We start from the raw sequence: 17,124 nt of genomic DNA on the forward strand, positions 1-17,124 counted from the left end.
GTTAAGCGGCAACTACCTAGGTCACATCTATTAATTAGCAGATAAAAAATTGACCAGATAAAAAAAAGCCACTGATATGATTATCAGTGGCTTTATTTTTAATTACTCAGCTTCACCTTTTTGATGAATCGCAGCAGCAGCAACAAAACCTTCAAATAATGGATGACCATCACGAGGTGTTGAAGTGAATTCAGGGTGGAATTGACCTGCTACAAACCAAGGGTGATTAGGAAGCTCAATCATTTCCACTAATTTGCGATCTGATGACAAACCACTAAATACCAGGCCAGCTTTTTCTAAGCGCTCAACATAGTTGTTGTTCACTTCAAAACGGTGACGATGACGTTCAACACAAGTAGTAGAGTTATATGCTGCAGCGGCTTTAGAACCTTCAGCTAAATGACATAACTGTGCGCCTAAACGCATAGTGCCACCTAAATCTGACGCTTCATGACGCAGCTCAACATTACCTTCTTCATTGATCCATTCTGTGATCAGACCAATGACTGGATGTTCTGTTTCTGGTTTAAACTCAGTTGAATGAGCCCCTTCAAGTTTAGCAACGTGTCGAGCAAACTCGATCAATGCCACTTGCATACCTAAACAAATACCAAAGTATGGAATGTTATTTTCACGGGCATATTGCGCCGCAAAGATTTTACCTTCAACACCACGCTCACCGAAGCCACCAGGAACCAAAATACCGTCTAAACCTTCTAGTACTTCAGCGCCTTTAGCTTCTACTGTTTGTGAATCAACATACTGAATATTCACTGTTAGGCGGTTTTTAAGGCCTGCATGCTTAAGTGCTTCATTCACAGACTTATAAGCATCTGGTAGTTCGATGTATTTACCCACCATACCAATGGTAATTTCACCATTTGGATTAGCTTCTTGATAAATAACATTTTCCCACTCAGACAAATCAGCATCATTACAATCGATACCAAAACGTTTAACCACTAACTCATCAAGACCTTGAGAGCGCAATAACGCTGGGATCTTATAAATACTGTCGACATCTTTTAATGAGATAACGGCTTTTTCTTCTACATTACAAAATAGCGAGATTTTCGCTTTTTCATTAGCAGGAATAGCACGGTCGCCACGACAAACTAATACGTCTGGCGCGATACCAATTGAACGCAATTCTTTAACAGAGTGTTGTGTTGGCTTAGTTTTAATTTCACCTGCAGCACCTAAGAACGGCACTAAGGTTAAATGCATGAATAATGTGCGATCACGTCCTAGCTCAGCACCTAATTGACGAATTGACTCTAAGAAAGGCAATGACTCGATATCGCCTACTGTGCCGCCAATTTCTACGATAGCAACATCGTGACCTTCGCCGCCTTCAAGTACTTTTTCTTTAATTGCATTAGTGATGTGCGGGATCACCTGAATGGTGGCACCTAAATAATCACCACGACGCTCTTTACGTAGCACTTGCTCGTAGATACGACCGGTAGTGAAGTTATTACGACGGTTCATCTTGGTTCGAATGAAACGCTCGTAATGACCTAAGTCTAAATCGGTTTCAGCACCATCTTCAGTAACGAATACTTCACCATGCTGAGTCGGGCTCATGGTGCCAGGGTCAACGTTAATGTATGGGTCAAGTTTCATAATGGTTACATTGAGGCCACGCGCCTCTAAAATTGCTGCTAATGAAGCTGCTGCAATGCCTTTACCTAGTGATGAAACAACGCCACCAGTAACGAAGATATACCTTGTAGTCATGCTGAACCTGAGAATGTGAGATTGAAAATAACGTGCTTGTAAGAAAGCACTAGGACGGGGCGACATTCTACCAAAATAGCGCGCTAACAACAAACAATAAACGCATAAAATTGATATTAAGCCAAAGTTAAATCATGGTCATAATTTAACCCTAATTTTCATAGCGTTGAATTCAATATCATCCTAATGTTTGCCAAGTGCGCAGATTAATCTTTACTAAGCTGCTGACTTTTCTCTGCCATTTTAACTTGATCCCAATAGCTATCGAGCTCTTCAAGTGAGTGCTGTTCAAACGCCTTGCCACTTTGTGCAGCATATTGCTCTACCCCTTTAAAGCGACGTTCAAACTTCTGATTAGCAAGCCTTAATGCCTGCTCTGGCTCAACCCCTAAGTGTCTTGCCATATTGGCAACAGCAAATAATAAGTCGCCCATTTCATCAACCACCTTGGGGTAATATTCGTCTTTATTGGCTTCTAAGTGCTGCGCCTCTGCCATGACCTCATCGATTTCTTCATGAACCTTTGCCACCACAGGGGCTAAATCAGCCCAATCAAAGCCCACCTTTGCAACCCGCTTTTGAATTTTTATCGCTCGGTTCAGTGCTGGCATTGCTACTGGAATGTCATCAAGTATCGAGTGTTGGCTTTTCGCGAGCCTTTCTTGCTGCTTAATTTCATCCCAAACAAGTTTGACTTGTTCAGCGCTAGTGCCAAGGTTGTCGCCGCTAAACACATGGGGATGTCTTCTGGTTAATTTGTCGCAAATTTTATTCACCACAGTGGCAAAATCAAATAAGCCTTGTTCTTTACCGAGCTGACAGTAAAACACCACCTGAAACAACAAATCACCCAGCTCATCTGGCAGCGAATCTAAATCAGCTTGCTCGATGGCATCGGCAACCTCATAAGCTTCTTCAAGGGTAAAAGGAACAATAGTCTCGAAGCTTTGCTGTTTATCCCAAGGGCAACCCGTTTCAGGATCCCGCAGTTTTTCCATAATTGTTAATAAAGGCTGCATAATATCGTTAGCTTGCTTTAGGGTATTTGCTGACATGGTCTATTTCTCAATGATATGGCCTAAACTGGCTGATAAGTTAAAATAAAGGTGACAAACCTTTCGATTTATCACCTTATCTTTTGACACTAAAGTGCGCCGTTGGGATTTAATACTATAATCGTCTGGCTTCGGTCACACCTTCAACTTGGCCTAATTTTGATAATATCCGTGACAAGCCATCGAGGTTATACAGTTCAAGTTCTAGCTCAACGGTAGCGGTTTGGTTTTTTTCATCAGAGGTTGAACTCATTGCCATTACATTGGACTTTTCAGCCGCCAGTACTGTGGTGACATCTCGCAGTAAACCACTGCGATCATGAGCTATCACCCGTACTTTAATCCGATAACCGCCAGAATAGTTTTCTCCCCACACCACTTCGACACTGCGCTCTGGATGGGCGCGCATTAGCTCTTTAACCTGTGAGCAGTCACTGCGGTGCACTGACACGCCGCGGCCCATGGTGATATAACCAAAAATTTCATCACCCGGTACCGGTTTACAGCAGCTGGCAATATGGCTTAATAAATTACCAACACCATTTACTTCTACCTGACCTTTGCCTTTACGGGCTGGTTTCGGATTCGAGCGTTTAATGAGCTCTTCAACAATCTCTTGTTCGGTCACTTCAGTTTTGCGTAAACTGGTTTCAATGTAATTCACCACTTGGTTTAAGCGTAAATCACCGCCACCAATAGCCGCTAACATGTCATCCATGGAGTTCATATTAAAGCGCTCAACCGCAACTTTGGCATCTTTTAAATGAAGTGAGACACGGTTAAGTTCAGCCTCAAGTAATTCTTTCCCTGCCACCATGTTTTTATCGCGGTCTTGCTGCTTGAACCAATGCTGAATTTTCGAGCGAGAGCGAGACGACTTGATGTAGCCTAAATTTGGATTTAACCAATCGCGCTTCGGATTAGGATGCTTTGAGGTAATGATTTCAATACGCTCACCGGTTTCAACTTGATAAGTAAAGGGCACAATACGGCCATCGACTTTGGCGCCAATACATTTATGGCCCACATGGGAATGAATGTAGTAAGCAAAATCGAGCACGGTGGAGCCTAATGGTAAATCAACCACTTCGCCATTAGGGGTAAACACATAGACTCTGTCCTCAAATACTTGGCTGCGGACTTCATCAACCAGGTTTCCGGTTTCAGCAACATCTTCTTGCCACAGCAAAATTTTACGTAGCCAATTAATTTTTTCTTCATAGCCACTTTGCTTGCCACCAGCAGAGCCTTCTTTGTACTTCCAATGGGCTGCGACCCCAAGTTCTGAGTCCTGATGCATAGCTTCAGTACGAATTTGAATCTCTACCGTTTTACCTTCAGGGCCAACGACCACGGTATGAATTGATTGGTAACCATTGGGTTTAGGGTTGGCCACATAATCATCAAACTCACGGGGAATATGATGCCAAAGGGTATGCACGACACCTAAAGCACCATAACAATCTTGGAGGCGTTCTGTGACAATACGCACCGCGCGCACATCAAACAGCTCATCAAACTTCAAGTCTTTGCCTTTCATCTTACGCCAGATGCTATAGATGTGTTTCGGGCGGCCATAGACTTTCGCGCGAATTTGGTCATTATCCAGACGCTGTTGCAGCTGGGTAACAAACTTATCGATAAACACTTCTCTGTCGACACGTTTACCATCTAACTGTTTGGCAATATCTTTGTAAACTGTCGGGTGCAGGTAGCGAAACGAGATATCTTCTAATTCCCACTTTAATTGCCCAATTCCTAAACGGTTGGCAAGCGGGCCGTAGATATCGACCACTTCTCTTGCCAACAATACCCGGGTTTCTTCATCGGCATTTTTAACTTCACGAAGTAGCGCTACCCGCTCAGCAAGCTTAACCACTACCGCGCGTACATCTTCGACCATGGCCAATAACATTTTACGAATATTATCGATTTGCGGCTCGGCGGTTCGAGAGTCAGGACTGACTTTTAAGGCGCCAATAGCCTCCATGGTCACCACGCTTGCCACTAGCTTGCTTAAGCTAGCGCCATATTTTTCTTCAATTGTTTCAATTGATAAAATACCGGCATCATGAGCAATAAATAATAATGAAGCTTGTAAGGTCTCGATATCCATATTCAATGGCGCTAGAATTTCCACCATTTCACGGGCACGCTCAAGCAAGGCCCGATGTACATCGGGAGATTTCGTTGGCAACATATCTAGATACAGGATCAGATCCCGTAACAATAGGGCTTCTTCGGCGTTATCGATATAACGCATAACCCATTCGTCGATATTAAAATCGGCTAGATTAAAATGTGCTTCTCGAACTGAGACCATAATTAACTTCCTTATTGGTACTGACTTTTACGCGTACAAATAACTGAATCTGTGTTGATGTGTTATTTACTCTAATGCTTTCATCTTGAGCATTCAGTTATTTATGTCAAATTAATATTAATCAATTTAAAAAATGTCATCTTCAAACAGTATTTCTGTTTGAGTTGGCAGTAAAAACAGTTGATTTTACTGGTTTGCCACGCCAGCGCAGCAAGTTATTTAATTTCAAACAATGCCATCGCTTCGATATGATGAGTTTGTGGAAACATATCCAACATGGTTAGTTTTTTAAGCTGATAGCCTTGTTCGATTAATACTTGGCTGTCTCTGGCTAAACTTGCCGGATTACATGACACATACACCACTTTTTTAGGCTTCATTTTAGATAACCATTGCAAACTTTCATACGCCCCCGCTCTGGCAGGATCGAGCAATAGTTTATCAATTTTGCCCAGCCAAGAGGCTTGAGATAAATCCGCACTTAAATCAGCGTGAAAAAAACTCAGGTTGGTTAAGTTGTTATCAGCAGCATTTTGTTTCGCCTGCGTAACCATTTCAGGTACGCCTTCAACACCAATAACATCAGCGGCTTGGGTAGCAAGGGGCAAACTAAAATTACCTACCCCACAAAATAAATCCAAAATTCGTTCATCTTGTTGTGGATCTAGCCACTCGATGGCCTGTGCGACCATACGCTGGTTAATATCAGCATTGACCTGCACAAAATTTCCCGGGCTAAATCGACATTCGACTTGGCCGTTAGCTAACAAATATTTGGGTAATTCAATATGATCGTCACTGACTAGCGAACGCAGTTCGCCATCATTATCTTGCACTAACAACTGTATTTGATGCTCCAAAGCAAACGCTTTCAGGCGCTGCTCATCATCGGTTTTCAATGCTTTGGTGATTCTAAGTACTGCAAATATGCCATTTTCAGCTTCAGTGAGTTCAAGGTGACCGAGTGTCATTTTAGCTTGTAACTGATTAAGCACGTTTGAGAAGGGTTCAATCAATGCCGACAATGCTACAGCCAATACATCGCACTGCTTAATATCAACGATATTATTGCTATTGGCAGCTCGAAAGCCTAATTGTAAATGCTTCGTCTTTTTATCAAATAACGTAGCTAGCCGTGCGCGACGACGATAATGCCATTGCTCACCGGTTATCATTGAAGTCATGATCTTGTCATCAATATTGACCGCTAACTTACCCATTAAATTTTGTAGTGCATCTTGCTTATATTCGCGCTGCGCATCAATGCTCATATGTTGTAAGTCGCAGCCACCACATTGCTGATAATGAGGGCATTGCGCCGCGACTCTTTTATCGGTTGCGATTTGAATTTTAAGCAGCTTAGCTTTAGCGTACTTTTTCTTTTGTTCAATTAATTGCGCGGTTACCGTTTCACCGGGCAGAGCCCCAGGAATAAATACCACTTTGCCGTCATGTTGAGCAATACCTGCACCGAGATGATCAAGTTGTGATACCGTTAAAGTCAACTTGGCCGACAGTTGTTTAGTTTTGTTTGGTTTTGCTTTAAAAAATTGTGCCATTTTGGCCTCAGGTATTGAATAAATGACTAGTCAAGACGGCTCTGTTTCTGGCAGTCTAGTCCTCATCATAGATAAAAAGTCTTTAGGAATAATGTCTTCACGATGAAAAATGCTAACAACATGACCAAATACAGTCTTCGCTCTTGGGTACTGGTACTTGCGTTAGCGCCAACGGTCATGGTGGGTATTCTACTTGGAAGTTACTTCACCATAAACCGTTTTTATGAACTCGAAGAGACCTTAATCAATCAAGGTAGAAGTATTGTCGAGCCTTTGGCCATTGCCAGCGAGTTCGGACTGGTCACTGAAGACAGAGAAGCCAGCAAACGTTTACTGGCAGCATCGCAATTAAACAACTCTGCCCTTATTCACTCAATTGCTATTTTTGATGATGAAAATCAATTGTTTGTAACATCTCACTACCATAAAGATTTTGAGAGTATGCGCTATACAGCAGCGTTAAAGTCTTTAATTTCGACTCAGTATGAAACCATCGACGACACCATGGTGATACGGGTGCCGATTATGTCTTATACCGGCGTTAATCAACAAACTAACCCGCAAGGGGTGACAATTTCGCCCGCCAACGGCCCAAGAAAAATTATCACCAATGCTGAAGGGCAACAAATATTGGGGTATATCTCAATATTACTCAATAAAGAAAATGCCTTACTTGAGCAACACCGTGCCGCCATTGCCGCATTTGTCATTGTATTAATTGGGGTGCAGCTGAATCTGTTTTTCACATTCCGTTTGGTTAAGCATGTTAACTACCCCATTACTGAAATGGTAAGAGTAGTAGCAAAAATTCGTGAAGGTAAGTTAGACACCCGTCTTGATGGACAATTAATCGGCGAGCTAGATTTACTTAAGCGCGGCATTAATGCCATGGCTAGTTCATTGTCAGAATATCACGATGAAATGCAGCAAAACATTGACCAAGCGACCTCTGATTTACGGGAAACCCTTGAACAAATTGAAATCCAAAACGTCGAGCTTGATTTAGCCAAAAAGCGCGCCCTTGAAGCCAGTCGCATTAAATCAGAGTTCTTAGCAAATATGTCCCATGAATTAAGAACACCACTAAACGGTGTGATTGGATTTTCTCGGCAGTTAATTAAAACGCCGCTGCACTCAAGTCAGTTAGATTACATAAAAACCATTGAACGAAGCGCCAGTAACTTACTGGGGATCATTAATGACATTCTGGATTTCTCCAAATTAGAAGCCGGTAAAATGGTCTTAGAGAAAATGCCATTCGCCCTGCGGGAAACCATTTCTGAAACCGTCAGCATTGTGGCCGGCAGCGCTCAAGAAAAAGACATCGAACTGATTATTGATATTGACGACAACGTGCCTGAAAGTGTCAGCGGTGATGCGATGCGGGTTGCACAAATCATGACGAACCTATTGGGCAATGCGATTAAGTTTACCGATCAAGGTAGCGTTATTTTGAAAATTCATCTTGTAGGCCAAAAAGATGAAAATATCACCCTGCGCTGTGAAGTAATTGATACCGGTATTGGTATTGATGAAAGTCAGCAAGAATATCTGTTCCAGGCCTTTGGCCAAGCAGACTCGTCTATTTCACGCCGCTTTGGTGGTACCGGCTTGGGCTTAGTGATCACCAAACGTTTGATTAACCAAATGGGCGGCCAAATTGGCTTTACCTCAATTCCAAATCAAGGCTCAACATTTTGGTTCATGCTGCCATTGGAATTAAGCCAGTTTCATATTGGTGAAGTGCTGCATTTGGACTCTTTACGTAATAAAACCCTGTTGTTATTTGAATCAAGAGAGCTAAGCCGCGATATGCTCAATCGCCGCTTTGAAGCGTGGGGGCTACATTTAACCACTGTTGGCCAAATTAGCCATTTAGAGTCAACGCTTTCATCAAGCAAAGTGCATTACGATTATATTCTGCTTAACTGCCATGGCTTTAGTGATAAAGAGCAGTTATTAAGCTGTTTAAGCATGGCGAGGGAAAAGACCTCATGTTTAGTCTTGCTTCATGATTGCATCGAGCAGCAAAAAATATTAAACCAAGCATTGAGGCCTAATAGCGATATTTTACTCAGTATGCCAGTGAGTGACTACGAGTTGGCTAACCACTTAATTCATCCACCCACTCAAACAGCGCTATTAACCGAGTCACTACCCGCGACTGTGTATGAGCGCAAGAATTTGAGCGTACTTGCTGTTGATGACAACCTTGCTAACTTAAAGCTAATCGATACCCTACTGAAAGAGTTGGTGGTTAATGTCATCTCTGTCAATAACGGTGATGAAGCCGTGAGCTATGCCCAAAAACAAGCCTTCGATGTTATCTTTATGGACATTCAAATGCCCGGCACTGATGGGGTTACAGCAACCAAACTTATCCGCCAAGACTCACTTAACCGCAATACACCTATTATTGCGGTAACAGCCCACGCTATCGCTGAAGAGCGAGAATTAATTTTAGGTAGCGGCATGGACGGTTATCTGCCAAAACCCATTGATGAAGCGGCATTAAAAGGGGTGATTGATCGCTGGATAAATAAACCTAAATTTACCCACTTTGATATGCATACCCTTAATTGGGAGCTGTGCTTAGCACAAACCAATCAAAAACCGGATTTAGCATTAGAGATGCTGCAAATGTTGGTGGACTCACTGCCTGAAAGTGTCAGCAACATAGAAACGGCATTAAAAAGCAGCAATAGTTCGCTTATGCTGCAAACCGTGCATAAACTTCATGGAGCGAGTTGTTATTGTGGGGTGCCCAACACCCAAAAACTTTGCCAAGAATTAGAGTCTGCGTTAAAGCACAAAACCAACATCGAAGACTTAGAACCTGAAATACTTGAGTTACTTGACGAGCTAACTAAGGTAGAATCAGCAGCAAATCAAGTGATATCACAGTTATCAGCGGATGTTCCCTATGAGCAATAAACCCGGTTTTTTTAAGCGTTTAAAAGCGCTGTCATTACCTCAAAAGCAACTTTTTGCGACCGCGCTATGTCAGCGCATGCTGCCCAATTACGCCCTTTTCTCCGAAGTGTGTGAGTTTGGCGAGCCTAAAGTATTAAGCACAGTATTGGATTTACTTTGGCAATCACAATACGATAAAAAGCTTAAGTTTAATTACGATATTCACTTACAGCGTTTAGATGAAAATACCCCTGAGCCTGCAGATTTTGAAGCCTACGGTGTTTATCCTGCAATGGATGCTGCTGTAGCGTTATCGACTTTACTCGGTGGCATACAAGCTAAAATCGAAGAAGATATTACCAACGTCAGTAAATTATCATCAAGTACAGTGGCCAACTATATTGAAGCCATTAGCATTGAAGAACTTGAAGACGTCATGAATGAAGATGTTGTAGAAGAGTTCGTATTTAACCATCCTGTAATGCAAGAAGAGAAGCACTTACAAGGAATGTTATTAGATGTGATTGAAGAAACAACAAAAATCACACCTGAATTCATTAAGGAATTACGCAAAGAAATCATTGATGCTGGCGTGTCTAATATCGGCATCAGTCTGCAGCAATGATACTTTTAAAGTAGCAATAGCACTCTTTAAGTAGCAATAGCACTCTTTAATAAGGGCCTGTCATCATGCCCTTATTAAAGATACCGCTAACAGATAGCTTTATACTCTAATGCCAACCTGATGGGCAACATTTACATCTTCCTTGTCGTATCAGATCTATGCAGTTTTTCTTATCTTAGTTTAATTTAAAAACTTAACTTATTTGAATAGCTTAGATTCATCTCATACCTTACCTTTATCTAATATCTTATTGGCGCCATTAAAGTAAGATATCCAACGCCCACATTATTGATATGTCATTCAAGGCCCTAAAAAGGAATCAAGCTTGCCTAGTATCCTAACCCCACTTATCGCTGTTTTTGGCATCATGGTTATTGGCTTTAGTGTCCAGAAACTTAAATTACTCCCCCAAGATAGTGACTCGGCGCTAAATAAATACGTCTACTATATCGCCTTCCCTGCTATTTTATTTATTGCGCTGGCCGAAACTGACATTAACGATATTCTGCAATGGGGATTTATATTCGCCTTTGGCCTCGCTATGGCGGGCACATATTGTATTACAGTGATCATCTCAACCCTTGCAGACAATAAACAGCCCGCGCTAGCTGCAATTAGAGGCCTAAACACCAGTTTTGGTAATACCGCCTTTATTGGGATCCCTTTAATGATGAGCTTGTATCCTGATAACAATCAAGCCATCGCCACCGCAGCCATTGCCAGTCTACTGTCCATTATCATGTTCGCATTTGCACTGGTGAGCATGGAACTTGCGGTGAATAAAACCCAACAACGTCATCCTATTATGATTATGCTCAACGCATTAATCACCAACCCCATCGTTATTGGTTGCGCCCTAGGGGTATTGGTATCAGCGCTCAAAATAAACCTACCTGACAGTATCAGCATGATGTTTCGGTTAATCGGAAACACCTCTAGCCCCTGCGCCTTATTTGCCATTGGCATGGTGTTAGCTAAAGCCATGCATCGCGGCGCAAAAGCTGGGCCTAAAAAACATAATATCGCCCTTGAAATGAGCTTGCTGAATAGTTTAAAACTCATTGTCCAGCCGTTATTTGCCTATGTTTTATTAAGCTATTTTAAGGTGGAGTCTGAGCTAGTTTTTATGGGCGTCATTCTGGCGGCACTGCCGACAGCAGCAAGTGTTTACTTACTGGCACAGCGTTACCAAATCTATGCCTTATCAAGTGCCAAGTGCATATTGATCAGCACTACAGCCACCTTTATTAGTTTGCCCATTATTGAAAAAATCTTAAGCGCCTTGGTTTAATCCTCGTATAAAAAATCAGCACCATTTTTTATACAGTACTTTACTGTATATAAAAACAGTGTAAACTGTATGCGGATACAGTGGTTTGATGGTTATTCACACAAGGATTGATTATGCTGTGCCAATTAAGCATTAATAATTTCGCAATTGTACGTTTTCTAGAACTCGACTTTAAAGCTGGCATGACCAGCATTACTGGTGAGACCGGTGCTGGTAAATCCATTGCTATTGATGCCCTGGGCTTATGCCTTGGTAATCGCTCAGATGCCAATAGCGTTAGACCAGGTGCAACCAAAGCCGAAGTGAGTGCCCGCTTTAGCTTAGATGATGTGCCATTTGCTAAGCGCTGGCTAGAGGACAATGACCTTGATGTCGAAGACGAATGTATCTTAAGAAGAACAATTAATGCCGATGGCCGCTCACGTGCCTATATAAATGGTAATCCAGTTCCGTTAGCCCAGCTTAAATCTCTAGGGCAATTATTTGTCGGTATTCACGGCCAACACGCGCATCATGCAATGTTAAAAAGCGAGCATCAACTGACCCTTCTTGATAGCTACGCCAACCATAAATTATTGCTTGATGGGGTAAGCAAAAGCTATCAACGCTGTAAGTTAATCGAAAATGAACTGAAACAATTACAACAAAATCAGCAAGAGCGTATCGCCAGAAAACAGCTAGTGCAATATCAAGTTGAAGAGCTTGATGAGTTTGATCTTAAAGCCGGTGAATTTATTGAGATTGAGCAAGAGCATAAACGCCTTGCTAACGGCACAGAGTTAATTGATACCTGCCAATCCAGCCTGCAATTACTGTGTGATGACGATGAAGCCAATATTGAATCTTTACTTAATCGGGTCGTGGGCTTAGCTGAGAACCTAACTGAGTTTGACCCACAACTAAGTAATATTGCTCAAATGCTCAATGAAGCGTTAATTCAAGTGCAGGAAAGCAGCAGCGAAGTTCAGGACTATTTAAGCCGAATAGAACTCGATCCTGAACACTTTGCTTACCTTGAGCAGCGCATTTCAAAGGCGATGCAATTATCAAGAAAACACCATGTGAGCTCTGAGCAACTGTTTGAGCATCACCAAGCTTTAAAAGCTGAACTTAGCGAGCTTAATAACGATGCCACAAGGCTTGATGAAATTCAGCAGCAAGTAGATGAAAGCAAAAAAGCTTACGTAATTAGCGCCCAAAAACTCAGCCATAGCCGTAACCGCTATGCTAAAGAGCTTAATAAGTTAGTCACCCAATCGATTCAAGAGTTAAATATGCCCAAAGGCAGATTCTGCATTGAGGTGAATTTTAACCCAGAACTACAATCAGTTTCTGGTTGTGATCAAGTTGAATTCTTGGTTACCACCAACCCCGGTCAACCGATGCAGCCCATTGCCAAAGTAGCTTCTGGTGGCGAATTGTCACGTATTGGGCTTGGTATTCAGGTTATCACCGCTAAAAAGGTATCAACACCAACCTTGATATTCGATGAAGTGGATGTAGGTATTTCAGGACCTACTGCAGCAGTTGTGGGAAGAATGCTACGCAGCTTAGGTCAATCAACTCAGGTGCTCTGTGTGACGCATTTACCGCAAGTTGCAGGTAATGGTCACCAACATATGCTAGTGAATAAATTCACCAAAAGTGGCGGCACTGAGACGAATATGAAGTCATTGGATAAACAAGAGCGAGTCAATGAGCTAGCAAGACTACTCGCGGGTGATGTGATAACTGAAAATACCTTAGCGAATGCTAGAGAGCTATTGCAATAATCTTGCAGCTTTAAGCATCATCCATTAATCATCGCCCATTAAAAAGCCCACTATGAAGTGGGCTTAACGTTTAATGGGATTAGCTTTAAAGAGATTAAAGTATCATTGGTTAAATATAATAAGCCAACAACTGTAAACAAATTAACGAGAAAATCCCCGCTAATACATCATCAATCATGATCCCAAAACCGCCATGCACTTTAGCGTCGAGCCAACGAATTGGCCACGGTTTTAAAATATCGAAAAAACGAAATAACGCAAAACCAACCACTAACCAAATTACCCCAGCAGGGGCGGCAATCATGGTGATCATTAAGCCTGCGACTTCATCCCACACAATTGCGCCATGATCATGAACGCCCATATCTTTAGCGGCTTTATCACAAATATAAATACCAACAAGGCAGCTAATTAGCGTGATAAAAATAAAAGCCGATAGGCTTAAAAAGCTCATCAAGTACACAATCGGCACTGCGGCAAGGGTACCAAAGGTGCCCGGGGCTTTGGCGGCTAAACCACTGCCAAAACCTAATGCTAAAAAGTGTACAGGGTTTGTTAAGGTTAATTTCTTAACGGCTGGATCGGTTGAAATAAACTTCATTAGAAATGCTCAAAACTATTTTTTTCTAGCTCAAAAGGTTTGCCATCAGCCACTAAGCGTAACTTTTCGCCGGCACAAATTTGACCTACTTTAATAAATTTAACCCCAGCGTGGATCAGTGCAATATCCAAAGCGCCACGTTGAGATTCTGGTACAGTAAACATCAACTCATAATCTTCGCCACCAGTTAACGCATAACTAGTTGCTTCATTAGGGCTCAATGATGCTTGTAATGATTCCGATAGCGGTAATTCATTCACATCAATAATCGCACCCACATTAGATGCCTTTAAAACGTGCTGAATATCAGAAAATAAACCGTCAGATAAATCAATGGCACTGGTTGCTAAAGAGCGTAGCGCTTGACCCGCTAGTATTCTAGGCGTTGGATGATAGTGACGGTTAATTAAAAATTCTTTATGTTGATGTGCGACTTCTTTTTTGCCCAACAGGATATCAAGCCCAAGGGCAGAGTCACCCAAAGTGCCAGTAACATACACCCAGTCACCAATTTTCGCGCCACTACGGGTTAATGCTTTACCGGTTGGCACTTGACCATGAATAGTAATATTGATGCAGCGAGGCCCGCGGGTGGTATCACCACCGATCAGACTAACACTGTAATATTCAGCCGCTTCAAATAGCCCTTGGCTAAATTGCGCTAACCACTCATTATCAACATCTGGCAAGGTTAGCGCTAACGTCATCCACGCCGGATCTGCGCCCATGGCAGCAAGATCGGATAAATTTACCGCTACAGATTTATAGCCAAGCTCATAAGCTGGCATTGTCGGTAAAAAATGGACATTCTCGACTAGGGTGTCGCAAGATATGGCAATAGATGTGTTTTCCGCCGGTTGGACTAATGCACAGTCATCGCCAATGCCTAAATGCACATCTCGACGTTGCTGACCTTTATCACGGAAAAATTGTTCGATAAGTTGGAATTCTTTCACGATATAATCTGGTGCGGATAACCGCCCACCTATTATTTTGTAGAAAAAAGCGTTACATACAAAAACGGTATCCGAAGATACCGTTTTCATTCATTACTTACGAGTAACAAGCTTATCTAGCATACCATTGACAAACTTATGACTATCGTCAGCACCAAACGCTTTCGCTAATTCGATACCTTCGTTAATGGCCACTTTATATGGCACATCTTTACGATAAGTTAATTCATAAGCTGCTAAACGCACAATGGCTTTCTCAACGGGTGATACATCTTCAATATCACGATCTAAATGAGGCTTTAGCAGATCATCAAGTTGAGTTGCTTTCGTGGCTACACCTGATAGCAATTCACGAAAATAAGCTACATCAACACCGTTAATGTTTTGTTCAGTTAAAAATTCATGTTCAACATCAGCAACATTGTTCTTGCTTAACTGCCATGAATAAATAGCTTGAACAGCTAAACGGCGTGCCTTGCGGCGCTCTGAAGGCTTCATTACTTTTCCTACTACTATACTAACTGTTGTTCTAATTCTTGCAGAACGTTAACCATTTCTAGTAAACCAAGTGCAGCTTCAGTGCCCTTGTTACCAGCTTTAGTACCAGAGCGTTCAATTGCTTGCTCGATGGTATCAGTGGTTAAAACGCCAAATGAAACTGGGATATCATACTCTAAAGCGACTTGAGCAAGACCCTTGTTACATTCACCAGCAACTAAATCAAAATGCGGAGTACCACCACGAATTACTGCACCAAGTGCAACAATACCGTCAAACTTTCCACTAGCAGCAATTCGACGTGCAGCAAGTGGTAATTCAACAGCGCCAGGAACACGAACAACAGTAATGTTGTCGTCATTTACCTGACCTAAACGTTTTAGTGTGTCTAATGCGCCATCAAGCAGACTCTCAACAAGAAAACTATTGAAACGCGATACTACGATCGCCACTTTGGCATTTTTTGCTTCGATATTACCTTCAACTACGATCATTATCTTACCTAAATTAGCTAAAGCACCCGGCTCTGGGCAAAAGTGGCGGTATAATACCACAGCCAAATGCCCTGAGTCCTGTGCAATTATTGATAAATGTTAACTTCACTAAGTTAGTGAATTATTCTGCAATATAATCAGTTACTTCTAAACCGAACCCTGATAGAGAGTGATAACGCTTGGGTGAACTTAATAAACGCATTTTGCTCACACCTAAATTTGAAAGAATTTGCGAGCCAACACCGACTTGGCGCGAGGTTCCTTGCCATTTAGCAGCTGTAGGCGCTTGACCGTTATCTTCCGCTTCAAAGGCTTTGACCTTGGCGAGCATGTCACTTGAATGCTCGTGATTCGCCAACAGTACTAATACACCACCATCTGATGCAATACGCTCCATGGCGTTTTCAAGTGGCCAGCTACGTTTTTGATCGCGTTCAGAGTGGAATAAGTCATTAAAGGTATTTTGTAAATGTACCCGTACTAGGCAGTTTTCTTCAACGTCACCTTTCAATAAGGCATAGTGTAGCTGATTATCGATGGTGTCTCTGAAAGTCACCATATTGAACTCACCAAAACGCGTTGGCAATTTACATTCAGCTTCACGCACAACCGTGGTTTCTTTGGTGTTGCGGTATTCAATTAAATCGGCAATGGTGCCCATTTTAATACCGTGCTTTTCACTAAAGATTTCAAGATCTGGACAACGGGCCATAGTGCCATCATCATTAAGAATTTCAACTATCACGCCAGATGGCTCGCAGCCTGCAAGACGGGCTAAATCACAACCCGCTTCTGTGTGACCGGCGCGAATTAACACCCCGCCATCTTGTGCCATAAGTGGAAAAATATGACCAGGCTGAACTAAATCTGATGCTTTAGCATCTTTAGCAACAGCCGCTTGAACGGTTACAGCGCGATCATGGGCTGAAATGCCCGTTGTGACCCCCGTTGCCGCTTCAATGGAAACGGTAAAATTTGTTGAGAACTGAGCATTATTGTTGGTAACCATTAACGGCAAGTTCAGTTGCTGGCAACGCTCTTTAGTCATGGTTTGGCAAATCAGTCCACGGCCAAAGGTCGCCATAAAATTAATGGCCTCTGGCGTCACCTTATCGGCCGCCATGATAAGATCACCTTCGTTCTCTCTGTCTTCATCGTCCATCAAGATAACCATCTTACCTTGACGAATGTCTTCGATGATCTCTTCTATACTATGTAATGCCATTGCTAAGACCTTTATATTGTTTTGTCTATATCAGCGATATAGAGTAAATATGCTCCGGTAATAATATTTACC

13 protein-coding genes are annotated in these 17,124 nt (G+C 42.2%); 4 read left to right on the forward strand and 9 right to left on the reverse strand.

Annotation, left to right across the window (positions count from 1 at the left end; genetic code table 11):
* Positions 1-102: 102 nt before the first annotated feature.
* From Q4591_RS06260 to rlmD, 4 genes are all read right to left on the reverse strand, one after another.
* Positions 103-1,740, reverse strand: coding sequence for a CTP synthase (locus Q4591_RS06260; protein ID WP_102438070.1), 1,638 nt, complete (start codon positions 1,738-1,740; stop codon positions 103-105).
* A gap of 206 nt (positions 1,741-1,946) precedes the next feature.
* Entirely contained in the window at positions 1,947-2,795 is an 849-nt protein-coding gene (gene mazG, locus Q4591_RS06265; RefSeq protein ID WP_102438068.1) for a nucleoside triphosphate pyrophosphohydrolase, read from the reverse strand.
* 115 nt (positions 2,796-2,910) lie between these two features.
* Entirely contained in the window at positions 2,911-5,118 is a 2,208-nt protein-coding gene (gene relA / locus Q4591_RS06270; RefSeq protein ID WP_102438066.1) for a GTP diphosphokinase, read from the reverse strand.
* Between the two features lie 215 nt (positions 5,119-5,333).
* Positions 5,334-6,677 (reverse strand): 23S rRNA (uracil(1939)-C(5))-methyltransferase RlmD, encoded by a 1,344-nt coding sequence (gene rlmD / locus Q4591_RS06275; protein ID WP_102438064.1) that lies wholly within the window; start codon positions 6,675-6,677, stop codon positions 5,334-5,336.
* 102 nt (positions 6,678-6,779) lie between these two features.
* Here rlmD and barA point away from each other — a divergent pair, with 102 nt between their 5' ends.
* The 4 genes from barA (at position 6,780) to recN (ending at position 13,278) form a co-directional block, all read left to right on the forward strand.
* Positions 6,780-9,611: a two-component sensor histidine kinase BarA gene (gene barA / locus Q4591_RS06280; RefSeq protein ID WP_102477186.1), complete on the forward strand. Its 2,832-nt coding sequence runs from the start codon at positions 6,780-6,782 to the stop codon at positions 9,609-9,611.
* The gene (locus tag Q4591_RS06285; RefSeq protein ID WP_076543013.1) at positions 9,601-10,215 is read left to right on the forward strand and encodes a YjaG family protein; all 615 of its coding nucleotides are present in this window, start codon (positions 9,601-9,603) and stop codon (positions 10,213-10,215) included. The genes barA and Q4591_RS06285 overlap by 11 nt, the downstream gene beginning before the upstream one ends.
* Positions 10,216-10,540: 325 nt before the next feature.
* On the forward strand, positions 10,541-11,506 hold the full coding sequence (locus tag Q4591_RS06290; RefSeq protein ID WP_303460003.1) for an AEC family transporter: 966 nt from the start codon (positions 10,541-10,543) through the stop codon (positions 11,504-11,506).
* A 113-nt stretch (positions 11,507-11,619) separates the two neighbouring features.
* Positions 11,620-13,278 carry a DNA repair protein RecN gene (gene recN / locus Q4591_RS06295; protein WP_102438058.1) on the forward strand — a complete coding sequence of 553 codons (1,659 nt, stop codon included), beginning with the start codon at positions 11,620-11,622 and terminating at the stop codon, positions 13,276-13,278.
* Positions 13,279-13,387: 109 nt separating this feature from the next.
* On the opposite strand, the gene Q4591_RS06300 is transcribed toward recN, so the two are convergent.
* The 5 genes from Q4591_RS06300 to ribBA form a co-directional block, all read right to left on the reverse strand.
* Positions 13,388-13,879 (reverse strand): phosphatidylglycerophosphatase A, encoded by a 492-nt coding sequence (locus Q4591_RS06300; protein ID WP_102438056.1) that lies wholly within the window; start codon positions 13,877-13,879, stop codon positions 13,388-13,390.
* On the reverse strand, positions 13,879-14,835 hold the full coding sequence (gene thiL, locus Q4591_RS06305) for a thiamine-phosphate kinase (protein WP_102438054.1): 957 nt from the start codon (positions 14,833-14,835) through the stop codon (positions 13,879-13,881). The genes Q4591_RS06300 and thiL overlap by 1 nt, the downstream gene beginning before the upstream one ends.
* A gap of 93 nt (positions 14,836-14,928) precedes the next feature.
* The gene (gene nusB, locus Q4591_RS06310; RefSeq protein WP_076543020.1) at positions 14,929-15,333 is read right to left on the reverse strand and encodes a transcription antitermination factor NusB; all 405 of its coding nucleotides are present in this window, start codon (positions 15,331-15,333) and stop codon (positions 14,929-14,931) included.
* 14 nt (positions 15,334-15,347) lie between these two features.
* Positions 15,348-15,827, reverse strand: a complete 480-nt coding sequence (gene ribE / locus Q4591_RS06315; RefSeq protein WP_102438136.1) for a 6,7-dimethyl-8-ribityllumazine synthase — start codon at positions 15,825-15,827, stop codon at positions 15,348-15,350.
* A gap of 121 nt (positions 15,828-15,948) precedes the next feature.
* Complete coding sequence (gene ribBA, locus Q4591_RS06320; protein WP_102477182.1) at positions 15,949-17,052, reverse strand: bifunctional 3,4-dihydroxy-2-butanone-4-phosphate synthase/GTP cyclohydrolase II; 1,104 nt, start codon at positions 17,050-17,052, stop codon at positions 15,949-15,951.
* Between the last annotated feature and the right edge of the window lie 72 nt (positions 17,053-17,124).

The organism is Shewanella sp. 3_MG-2023 (assembly GCF_030548765.1).
Lineage (GTDB): Bacteria > Pseudomonadota > Gammaproteobacteria > Enterobacterales > Shewanellaceae > Shewanella.

Bases quoted from the DNA above. Each gene is read 5' to 3' on its own strand.
- mazG (WP_102438068.1), bottom strand. From the start codon at position 2,795: ATGTCAGCAAATACCCTAAAGCAAGCTAACGATATTATGCAGCCTTTA.
- relA (WP_102438066.1), bottom strand. From the start codon at position 5,118: ATGGTCTCAGTTCGAGAAGCACATTTTAATCTAGCCGATTTTAATATC.
- ribE (WP_102438136.1), bottom strand. From the start codon at position 15,827: ATGATCGTAGTTGAAGGTAATATCGAAGCAAAAAATGCCAAAGTGGCG.
- barA (WP_102477186.1), top strand. From the start codon at position 6,780: ATGAAAAATGCTAACAACATGACCAAATACAGTCTTCGCTCTTGGGTA.
- ribBA (WP_102477182.1), bottom strand. From the start codon at position 17,052: ATGGCATTACATAGTATAGAAGAGATCATCGAAGACATTCGTCAAGGT.
- recN (WP_102438058.1), top strand. From the start codon at position 11,620: ATGCTGTGCCAATTAAGCATTAATAATTTCGCAATTGTACGTTTTCTA.
- Q4591_RS06285 (WP_076543013.1), top strand. From the start codon at position 9,601: ATGAGCAATAAACCCGGTTTTTTTAAGCGTTTAAAAGCGCTGTCATTA.
- nusB (WP_076543020.1), bottom strand. From the start codon at position 15,333: ATGAAGCCTTCAGAGCGCCGCAAGGCACGCCGTTTAGCTGTTCAAGCT.
- Q4591_RS06300 (WP_102438056.1), bottom strand. From the start codon at position 13,879: ATGAAGTTTATTTCAACCGATCCAGCCGTTAAGAAATTAACCTTAACA.
- rlmD (WP_102438064.1), bottom strand. From the start codon at position 6,677: ATGGCACAATTTTTTAAAGCAAAACCAAACAAAACTAAACAACTGTCG.
- Q4591_RS06260 (WP_102438070.1), bottom strand. From the start codon at position 1,740: ATGACTACAAGGTATATCTTCGTTACTGGTGGCGTTGTTTCATCACTA.